Source organism: Streptomyces sp. NPDC048001, assembly GCF_043203115.1.
Classification (GTDB): Bacteria; Actinomycetota; Actinomycetes; order Streptomycetales; family Streptomycetaceae; genus Streptomyces; species Streptomyces sanyensis.
On record NZ_JBIDBN010000016.1, the window covers coordinates 16,324 to 26,771 of the forward strand.

Consider the following 10,448-nt stretch of genomic DNA (forward strand, 5'->3'; position numbering starts at 1 on the left):
CCCCCGCGGGGCCCGGGGGATCATGGGGGCACCATGAAGGATCGCGAGCCGGACCGCAGCAGCGACGGCCCCCCGGCCGGGGCCCCCGCTCCCGGGGGGAGCGGCCCCCGCCCGGGCCGCCTCCCCTCCCCGCCGGCCTGGCTGGTGCGCGGGCTGCGCCCCCAGCCGGCACCGATCCCCTGGGCCGCCGCCGCGCGTGCCGCCGTCGCGCTCGCCGCACCGCTGGCCGCGGGGATCGCGGCCGGGCTCCCCTCCTACGGGGCGCTGGCCTCGATGGGCGCGCTCTCGGGGGTCATCGGGGACACCGCCGACGCCTACCGGATGCGCCTGCTGAACATCGCCGTCCCCCAGCTGCTGGGCGCGGTCGGCGTGACCCTGGGCACCCTGGTCCACGGGCAGGGCTGGGTGGCCGTGGGCGTGCTCACGGCGGTCGCGCTGGTCTCCGGGATGATCTCCAGCATCGGCTCGGTGGCCTCGGTGTCCGGGCTGCTGCTCCTGCTGAACGCCGTGGTGGGCGCCGGTCTGCCGATGCCGCAGCCGTGGTGGAAGGCCCCGGTGCTGCTCTGCCTGGGCGGGCTGTTCGTCCTGGTCCTCACGCTGCTCGGGTGGCCGCTGCGCCGCAGGGCCGCGGAGCGGTCGGCGGTGGCGGCGGCCTACGCGAGCGTGGCGGAGCTCTTCGCGGTCGCGGGGACACCGGACACCGCCGCGTACGACGCCCGCCGCCACGAGGTGACCCGGGCCCTGGACGCCTCCTACGACCTGATCCTCGCCCGGCGCGCCCGCGAGCACGGCCGCGTCGGACCCATGGTGCGGCTGCTGGCCCAGCTCAACGCCCTGATCCCGCTGGTGGAGTCGGCCCCGGCGGCGCACCGCCACGGCCGGTCCTCGCGCAGTCCGGAGGTCGCTGCGGCCGTGCGGACCCTGGCGGACGCCGTCGCCTCGGGCCGCGGCGGCGCGGCGGAGCCGCCCGGCCTGCCACCGCCCGAGGGCCCGGCCGACCGCGCGGTGGAGAACGCGCTCCGGCACGCCGCGGCCGTCGTCCGCAGCCCGGACGCGGACGTGCTCGCCGAGGACCGCCTCGGGGTGCCCGCCGAGCTCGGGGTGCGGGCCCGGCGGGCGGCCCGGGCGGCGCTGCTGTCCCGGGAGTCCTGGCGCTACGGGCTGCGCCTGGCGCTGTGCATCGGCGTCGCGCAGTCCTTCGTCTCCCTGGTGCCGGTGGAGCGCTCCTACTGGGTGGCGCTGACGGTGACCTTCGTGCTGAAGCCCGACTTCGGCTCGGTGTTCTCCCGGGCGGTGCTGCGGGCGCTCGGGACGGCGGCGGGGCTGCTGGTCGCGGCGCCGCTGCTGGCGTCGGTGCCGCGCGGCTGGGCCGACGTGCCCGTGATGATGGCCCTGGCCGCGCTGATCCCGGTGTTCTCCGCCAGGGGGTACGCCTTCCAGACGGCGGCGGTGACGCCGGTGATCCTGCTCCTGTCGGACGTCCTCAACCAGCAGGGGCTCCACCTGGTCCTGCCGCGGCTGGTGGACAGCCTGACCGGGTGCGCGATCGTCCTGGTCGCCGGGTACCTGCTGTGGCCGGAGAGCTGGCACACCCGGGTCGGCGACCGGGTGGCGGACGCGGTCGAGGAGACGGCCCGCTATGTGGCCGGCTCCTTCGGCGGGGTCGCGCACGCCGAGCGGGTGAGGCGTCGGCGGCGCCTCTACCGGGACCTGTCCGCGGTGCGCTCGGAGTTCCAGCGCGCGCTCACCGAGCCGCCCCCGGCGGGGGAGCGGGCGGCGGCCTGGTGGCCCCTGGTCGTGGCCGTGGAGCGGGTCGTGGACGCCACCACCGCGGCCCGGGTGCGGGTCGACCACGGGGCGCCGGCGCCCCGGCCGGAGGAGGTGGCCGAGGTGCAGCGGCAGCTGTACGAGCTGGCGGAGGGGGTGCGCTCCAGCACGGAGCTGGTGGAGGTCCGTGCGGAGCTGCCCGGTGACGAGCGGGGGGTGCTGGAGCCGCTGCGCCGGGAGGTCCGTGCCGCCCGGGCCGTCGCCTCGCCGAACGCCTCGCCCTGACCGGCCGCCCCGGCCCCGCCCGGCCGCCCCGGCCCCCGCCCGGCCCCTCAGCTCCTGGGGCGCCCGCCGAAGAGCCGCTCCAGCTCGCGCCGGTCGCGCTTGGTGGGCCGTCCCGCGCCGCGGTCGCGGACCACTGCCGGAGCGGTGAACTCCCTCGGCGGGGGCGGCGGGCTCTGGTCCTCGTAGGCCTCGACCGCGACGGGGGCCCCGACCCGCTTGCGGAGGATCCGGCGGACCACGACCAGCCGCTCGCGGCCCTCGTGGAAGACCCGCACCGTGTCGCCGGAGCGCACCGGCTGGGAGGGCTTGACCCGGTCGCCGTTGATCCGCACATGCCCGGCCTTGCACGCGGCGGACGCCTGGGACCTGGTCTTGATCAGCCGTACCGACCAGATCCACACGTCGACCCGTACGGTCCCGGTCTCCGTCGCCTCAGCAGCAGCCATGCCCCCGACTCTACGACTCCCGGCGCCCGGCGCGGGGGCGTGCGCGCCCCGCCCGCACCCCAGGGGCACCCGCCCCCTCACCACAGCGCACGCGTCCGACTACCATGCGCACCGTCTCCCATCGACGGAAGCGTCTCTTCCGCACGCGGGTGCTCGTCCGTTTCCGACACGCCCGCACCTTCCGCGCGGCACAAGGGCATTCGGAGATCTCCATGCGCAGCAGCACGGGCCGAGGACTACGGCCGGGCGTCCTGCGGACGTCCGGCACCGCCGTCACGGCCGTCGCGGGCAGCGCCCCCGCGTACCCGATCGCCGCGAGGCCCGCCGTGCTCGCCGCCACGGTGGGCCTCGCGGCCCCGGCCGCCCCGCCACCGGCCCGCCCGGCCGCCGCGCCACCGGCCCGCCCGGCCGGCCGCCACCCGGGCCGTCCCGCACCCGCACGAGGGCGGTCGCCAGGGCCGCCACCGCTCCGGCGAGGCGCTCGCCACCGAGTTCTGACCGCCCCGAGTCCCCCACCGAAGGGAGGCCGTCATGGCCCGGCCACCGCGTTCCCACCGGGTTCCCCGCCCCGTCCGGATCGCGCTGTCCCGGCGCCTGCCCCGCGGGCAGCGCCGCCGGTTCGTCCCGGACTTCGACCCGGCGTTCGGTGACCGGGCGCTGTCGGACGCGCAGGACGACATCGTTATCGGGCGCTGGCAGGGCGTGCGCGACCTGCTCGGCGGAAGCAGCGGCGACTGGGCCCGGCGCACCCACCGGATACGGGTCCTCGCGCACGCCGCCGCGGGCTCCTCGGCCACCCGGATGTGGCAGGCGGCCGAGCCGGACAGCCCCGACGCGGCCGTGCTGCGGGCGGCGACGGAGGTGGTGGGCGTGTTCCACCGGGCCGTGGCCTCGGGGCGCCGGGCCGGGGCCGCGCAGCACGCGCAGGGCGAGGCGGGGCGCGCGGTGGTGGACCGCTCGCAGGTGGGCCGCGACAGGCTGGACGCCGTGGTCCGCACCTGCCTGGAGGCCGCCGGGATCCATCCGGCCGACCCCATGCCCTGGGTGTCGCTGCTGACGGTGGCGCGGCTCTACGAGGACGGCGTGCCGCGGCGCGAACTGCGCCGCTGGTGGGACGAGTTGCGCCGGCGCGACCCCCACAACGTCGAGGGCCACATCCAGTTGCTGCGCTACCACGCGGCGCGCTGGCACGGCACGCACGGCCGGATGTACGACGTCGCGCGGGACGTCGCGGGGGCCTCGCCGCCCGGGTCGCCCCTGCCGGTGCTGGTGCAGATCGCCCGTGCGGAGGAGTACCGCTATGTCTCCGAGTCGGCCCGGGGGCGGGTGGTCCGCGGCTTCGACCAGCACTGGAAGCACGAACTGGCGGTCACCGAGATCCGGCGGACCTGGGAGCGGTGGATCCTGCGCCGGGAGGACGGCCCGGTGCCGCCCCACGAGGTGGCCGAGCTGAACTACCTGGCCCACGCGGCCTGCCACGCGGGCCTGGAGCTGGAGGCCCGGGGGCTGTTCGTGCTGCTGGGGAACCGGGTCGCGCACCTGCCCTGGGCGTACACCGGCGAGCCCGCCGCCCAGTTCACGGCCTGGCGGGAGCGGCTGGGGGTGCGCGGCCCGGAGTGAGACCGCGCCGGGGGCCTCGCGGCCCCGGCGTTCCCGGGGGCGGGCGCGCGGGCGCCCGCCCCCGGGGCGGCTCAGACGCCGATGTCGCGGCCGTCCTTGCGGTAGACGGCGACGACCGACGGGCGGACGATCCGGCCGGGCCCGTCCGGCCAGGTGCTCGCGGGCTTCTCGACGGTCGCCCCGTCGACCTCGCCCGGGTGCTGGACGGCGACCAGGACGCGGCGGTCCTGGATCACCGGGCCGCAGGTCTCGGCCCCGGTCGGGACGGTGAGGAACTGCTTCAGCTCACCGCGCCGCGAACCCTGGGTGGCGACGCCGTACAGGCCGTCGTGGGTGCCGAGCGCGTTGCCGTCGGTGGAGATCCACAGGTTGCCGTGCGGGTCGAAGGCCACGTTGTCGGGGCAGGAGATCGGGCTGACCCTGTCCTTCGGGAACCCGGCGAAGTAGGTGGCCGGGTCCTTCGGGTCGCCCGCCACCAGGAACAGCCGCCAGGCGAAGCCGTCGGAGGACGGGTCGTCCCAGTGCTCGGCGAGTTCCAGCACGTGGCCGTGCTTGTTGAGGTTGCGCGGGTTCGCCTCGTCGGCGCCCGGGTAGCCGGACTTGCCCCGGTTGGAGTTGTTGGTGAGAGCGACGTAGACGCGGCCCGAGCGCGGGCTGGGCTCCACGTCCTCGGGGCGGTCCATCTTGGTGGCGCCCACCTTGTCGCCGGCGAGGCGGGTGAAGACGTACACCTCCTCGGCGGACATGCCGGGCACGTGCGAGACCTCGCCGGTGGCGAGCGGGATCCAGACGCCGGAGCCGTCGAACTCGCCGTCGTTCGGCAGCTTGCCGGTGCCGTCGACCTCCGCCGCGGGGCTGTCGCCCGTGAGCTTCGCGACGTACAGGGTGCCGTGGTCCAGCAGGGTGCGGTTGTGCTCGCGGGCGGCGCGGCTCCCGCCCTTCTTCATCCGCTTCGAGGAGACGAACTTGTACAGGTAGTCGAAGCGCTCGTCGTCGCCCATGTAGACGACGGGGCGGCCGTCGGAGGTCAGCCGGGGCTGCGCGGCCTCGTGCTTGAAGCGGCCGAGGGCGGTGCGCTTGGCCGGGGTGAAGTCCGGGTCGTGCGGGTCGAGTTCCACGACCCAGCCGAAGCGGTGCGACTCGTTGGGCTCCTTGGCCGCGTCGAAGCGGTCGTCGAACCGCTCCCACTTGCGCTCGGTGGCGCCGCTGCCGATGCCGTAGCGCTTGTCGGTGGGGCCGGAACCGTTCGCGAAGTACTGGTTGAAGTTCTCCTCGCCGTGCAGCGTGGTGCCCCACGGGGTGGTGCCGCCGGCGCAGTTGTTGAGGGTGCCGAGCACGGTGCGCCCGGCCGGGTCGGCGGAGGTGCGCAGCAGGGCGCCGCCCGCGGCGGGGCCGGTCAGCTCGAAGCGGCTGGTCGCGGTCAGGCGGCGGTTGAGCGGGTGGCGGGTGACGGGAGTGAGCCGCCCGGAGCGGTGCTCCTCCTGGACGGCGACCACGGAGAGCCCGTGCGCGGCCCAGGCGATCTCGACCTGCTCGCGCGTGGGGTTCTCGGGGTCGTAGCCCTTGAACATCAGGAACTCGTCCGTGTACTCGTGGTTGGCCACGAGCAGTTGGCGGCCGCGCTCGCCGCGGAGCGGCAGCAGGCTGAGGAAGTCGTTGTTGTAGCCGAACTGCCCGGCCTGGGCCCGTGCGCTCTGGCGGTCGGGGTCGAAGGAGGGGGCGCCGCGCAGGATCGGCTCGCCCCACCGGATCACTACATGCTGCGCATAGCCCTCGGGCACGGTGACCTTGTCGTCCCGGTTGGGGGCGACGGGCCGGAAACGCAGGCCGCGGGCGCCGTCGGAGGGCCTGCCGTGCCCGTGGCCCGGGTGGCCGCCCGCCCCGTGGGCCTCGGCGCTGGGCGCACCCGGCACGAGCGCGGTGGCACCCGCCGCCGCCGTGACGGTGACGACCGCGGCGGCGCGCATCATCGAGCGGCGGGAGAGCGCACCGGCGATGACGTCGCCGACGTACTCGTTGTCGCTGGTGTTGGGAACCTCGTGGAAGCAGGCGTCACCGCAGCGGTAGCGGCAGGTCAGAGCGGAGCGCCCGCCGGCGTGCGGCGCCTTGGTCAGCAGGGGCAGCAGTCTGCGCACTTCGTCCTCCTCCGGCGCGCGATGCGCCGCCGTAATCCCGGATGATTCCGGCCGTGAGGCTAGGACGGCCCGTCTGCCCCTCGGGGGACATGACATGAACAGGGCGTGAATGTGATGCGGCCGGGCCGGGGGCGGCGGGCGGTCCGCGCGCGGCGTCCGCTGCCGCGCCGTGTCCGCGACGTGCGGCCGGGCCCGCGCGGGTGCCCTCCCGGGGAGGCTTGCGGAGGGCCGCTAACCTTACGTGTCAGCCCAGGCCCACGGCTTGGGCGGCACGTCTGGAGGAGCGGACAGTCACCCGCACCCAACTCATGCGAAAGGCCCCGCCCATGGGTATTCGGAGCTTGCTGCGCAAGGTGTTCGGACGCGACCGGGACGGCCGGGAGGTGGGGGCGGCGGCCACCGTTCCGGCGCAGACCGAACGTAAGGAACCGGCCACGGAGGAGCCGGCACGGAGCGGGGACGCCTCGGGCGACCCGGCCGCGCCCGCGCCCGCGGTGCCCTCCCAGGCCCCGGTGGACCGGGCGGACGACCTGGTGTCGGCCGCCTTCGACACGGCGACGCGCCAGGCGGCGTCCACGGTCCCGGCGCAGGAGACCGCGGAGGCGGCGGAGGCACGGCAGTCGGAGGCGGCCCCCGGGCGCGAGGCGTCCGCCCCGGCCGACACCGACGCCGGTACGGACTCCGACCGCCCGGCCGCCGCGGCCACCACCCCGGCCGTCGAGGAGTCCCCGGCCGTCCCGGCCCAGGCCGAGGCGTCTGTCGTGGAGCCCGAGGTGTCCGCTCCGGCCGAGGCCGACCCGGCGCGGGGCGGGGAGCCCGAGGGGTCCGCCGTCGTGGAGCCCGAGGTGTCCGCCGAGGCCGCCGAGCCCGAGTCCGCGTCCCCGGCCGTCCAGGCCGCGGCGCCCGCGGAGTCGGCGGTGGAGTCGGCTCCCGAGGCCGAGGCCGAGGGTGCCCCGGAGGCCGGAGCCCCGGCCCCGGAGGAGGCCCCGGAGGAGGATGCTCCGGCGGCGGAGCCCCGGTCCGAGGCCGAGGCTCCGGCGACGGGTGCGGCGGAGCCCTCCGCCGCCGACGGCGCTGCTGCCGAGGAGGCTGAGACCGGGTCGTCCGCCGTCACCGGGCCCGAGGCCCCCGTTTCGGCCGAGGCCGCCCCGGCGCCCGCCGTGGAGCCCGAGGCGTCTCCCGTGGCCGAGGAGCCCGCGGCGGAGGCCGCTTCCGGGACGGAGGCGCCCGCCCCGGCGCCCGAGGCCGACACCCCGGCTGACGCCGACGCCTCGGCCGGGGGTGCGGCCGACGCGGCCGCCACCCCCGCCGAGGAGCCTCCGGCCACCGAGGAGCCTCCGGCCACCGAGGAGCCTCCGGCCACCGAGGAGCCTCCGGCCGTCCCGGCCCAGGCCGAGGCGTCCCCGGCCGTCGAGCCCGATGCCGCTCCCGAGCACGCTCCGGAGGCCGAAGGCCCTGCCTCCGAGGCCGCCCCGGCGCCCGATGCCGCACCCGAGCCCGAGGTGTCCCCGGCGCCCGTAGAGGAGCCTGCCGCGGAGGCCGCTCCCGAGCCCGCTCCCGAGCCCGAGCCCGAGCCCGCTCCCGAGCCCGAGCCCGCTCCCGAGCCCGAGGCCGCTCCCGAGGCCGAAGGCTCTGCCGCCGCCGCCGCCGCCGCCGACGACGACGCCCCGGCCCCGGCCGATGCCCCTGCCGACGCGTCGGCCGACGAGACCCCCGCCGTTGCCGGGAAGCCGGCCGTCCCGTCGGCGCGGGTCAGGTCGCGCGCGCCCCTGCTCGTCGACGCGTACAAGACCGCGGGCAGCGCGCTCGGGAAGGCGCAGCTCACCGGCGCCCGGGCACGGGTCTACCTGGTGCTCGACCGCTCCGGCTCGATGCGCCCCTACTTCAAGGACGGCAGCGCCCAGGCCCTCGGCGAGCAGGCCCTCGCCCTCGCCGCCCACCTCGACGAGCGGGCCACCGTCGACGTCGTCTTCTTCTCCACCGAGGTCGACGGCACCGGCGAGCTCACCCTGGACTCCCACGAGGGCCGGGTGGACGAGCTGCACGCCGGTCTCGGCCGGATGGGCAGGACCAACTACCACCTGGCGATGGAGCGGGTCCTCGCACTGCACCAGGCGGCGGGCACGGACCTCCCCGCCTTCGTGATCTTCCAGACCGACGGCGCCCCGGAGTCGAAGACGGCGGCCACGGCCGCCCTGTCCGCCACTGCCGACCTGCCCGTCTTCTGGCAGTTCGTCGCCTGGGGCGAGCCCGATGCCAAGGCCTTCGACTACCTCCGCAGGCTCAGCGCCGACAACGCCGGCCTCCTCACCGCCGGGCCGTCCCCGCGCGAGCTGACCGACGCCGAGCTGTACACGGGCCTGCTGGCGGGCTTCGGCCCCTGGCTCGCCGCCCGTACCGCCTGATCCCCTCCGGCACCGGGCGACCGCACCGCGCCCCCGCCCCCGGCCGACCGGCCGGAAGGCGGGGGCGCGCGTGTGTCCACCGGGCGAAACGCATGCGAGGGCCGCCCCGCGGGGCCGTTAGGATTTCGACCATGGCGGCCACTGGATCCGAGAAGCAGGGGGCGAAGGCGTACTACGTCACGACCCCCATCTACTACGTCAACGACGCTCCTCACCTGGGCCACGCCTATACGACCGTCGCAGGCGACGTGCTCTCCCGCTGGCACCGCCAGCGCGGCGAGAAGGTGTGGTACCTCACCGGCACGGACGAGCACGGTCAGAAGATCATGCGCACGGCCGAGGCGAACGGCGTCTCACCGCAGGAGTGGTGCGACAAGCTGGTCACCGAGGCGTGGAAGCCCCTCTGGGAGCACCTGGAGATCGCGAACGACGACTTCATCCGGACCACGGAGAAGCGGCACACGGACCGTGTGCAGGAGTTCGTGCAGGACCTGTACGACAAGGGCGAGATCTACAAGGGCGGGTACGAGGGCCCGTACTGCGTGGGCTGCGAGGAGTACAAGATCCCCGGGGAACTGATCGAGGCCGAGGACGGCACCAGGCTGTGCGCCGTCCACAAGCGCCCGGTGGAGATCCTCAAGGAGGAGAACTACTTCTTCAAGCTCTCCGAGTACGGCCCGAAGCTGCTGGACTTCTACGCGGCGAACCCCGGCTTCATCCAGCCGGAGTCCGCCCGCAACGAGGTCGTGAACTTCGTCAAGCAGGGCCTCCAGGACCTGTCGATCTCCCGCTCCACCTTCGACTGGGGCGTCCCGGTCCCGTGGGACGACAAGCACGTGATCTACGTGTGGGTCGACGCCCTGCTGAACTACGCCACGGCCGTCGGCTACAACGAGAACCCGGCGAAGTTCGAGGGGACCTTCCCCGCCGACGTGCACCTGGTCGGCAAGGACATCCTGCGCTTCCACGCGGTGATCTGGCCCGCCATGCTGCTGGCCCAGGGCCTGCCGGTGCCCGGCAGGGTCGCCGCCAACGGCTGGCTGATGGTCGGCGGCGAGAAGATGTCCAAGTCCAACCTGACCGGCATCAAGCCGCAGGACCTGACCTCGCACTTCGGGGTGGACGCCTACCGCTGGTACTTCCTGCGGGCGATCGCCTTCGGCAGCGACGGCTCGTTCTCGTGGGAGGACTTCAGCGCCCGCTACACCTCCGAGCTGGCCAACGACTACGGCAACCTCGCCTCGCGCGTCGCGGCGATGGTCGGCAAGTACTTCGACGGTGCGCTCCCGGCCGCGACGGCCGACGGGGACGCCGAGAAGGCGGTGCACGAGGGCCTGGCCAGGGCCGTGGCCGAGGCCGACCGCAGGATCGGCGACGAGCTGGACTTCCAGGGCGGCATCCTGGCGGTCTTCGACTTCGTGAAGCAGGTCAACGGCTACATCACGGAGCAGGAGCCGTGGAAGGTCGCCAAGGACACCTCGGAGGAGGGCCGGGCGCGGCTGGCGACGATCCTCTACACGGCGGCGGAGTCGCTGCGCGCCGTGGCCGTCCTGCTGCACCCGGTGATGCCGGAGACCTCCCGCAGGCTGTGGGAGTCCCTCGGGGCCGAGGCCGCGCTGGGGGCCCTCGCCGACCAGCGGGTCCAGGAGGCGGGCACCTGGGGCCTGCTGCCCGCCGGCTCCGCTGTGACCAAGGGCGCCGTGCTCTTCCCGCGCCTGGAGGAGCCGAAGAAGGACTGAACGCGACCGGGCCCCCGGGGCCCGGTCCCCGCGACGCCGCCCGGTCCCGTC

6 protein-coding genes are annotated in these 10,448 nt (G+C 75.7%); 4 read left to right on the forward strand and 2 right to left on the reverse strand.

The genetic code is table 11. The features are described from left to right. Positions 1-33: 33 nt before the first annotated feature. A complete protein-coding gene (locus tag ACGF15_RS26145; RefSeq protein WP_392802411.1) occupies positions 34-2,052 on the forward strand; it encodes an FUSC family protein in 2,019 nt (672 codons plus the stop codon). Positions 2,053-2,099: 47 nt separating this feature from the next. Here the strand turns inward: ACGF15_RS26145 and ACGF15_RS26150 are convergent, their stop codons facing one another. Beyond that, positions 2,100-2,498, reverse strand: a complete 399-nt coding sequence (locus ACGF15_RS26150) for an RNA-binding S4 domain-containing protein (protein ID WP_345611802.1) — start codon at positions 2,496-2,498, stop codon at positions 2,100-2,102. Between the two features lie 594 nt (positions 2,499-3,092). Here ACGF15_RS26150 and ACGF15_RS26155 point away from each other — a divergent pair. Then, a complete protein-coding gene (locus ACGF15_RS26155) occupies positions 3,093-4,118 on the forward strand; it encodes a hypothetical protein (RefSeq protein ID WP_392802553.1) in 1,026 nt (341 codons plus the stop codon). 71 nt (positions 4,119-4,189) lie between these two features. Here ACGF15_RS26155 and ACGF15_RS26160 read toward each other — a convergent pair whose 3' ends face one another. After that, positions 4,190-6,253: a PhoX family protein gene (locus tag ACGF15_RS26160; RefSeq protein ID WP_392802414.1), complete on the reverse strand. Its 2,064-nt coding sequence runs from the start codon at positions 6,251-6,253 to the stop codon at positions 4,190-4,192. Between the two features lie 326 nt (positions 6,254-6,579). Between ACGF15_RS26160 and ACGF15_RS26165 the strand changes: the two genes are divergently transcribed. Beyond that, on the forward strand, positions 6,580-8,658 hold the full coding sequence (locus ACGF15_RS26165) for a VWA domain-containing protein (RefSeq protein ID WP_392802417.1): 2,079 nt from the start codon (positions 6,580-6,582) through the stop codon (positions 8,656-8,658). Positions 8,659-8,789: 131 nt separating this feature from the next. Then, a complete protein-coding gene (gene metG / locus ACGF15_RS26170) occupies positions 8,790-10,397 on the forward strand; it encodes a methionine--tRNA ligase (protein ID WP_345611793.1) in 1,608 nt (535 codons plus the stop codon). The last annotated feature ends 51 nt before the right edge of the window (positions 10,398-10,448 follow it).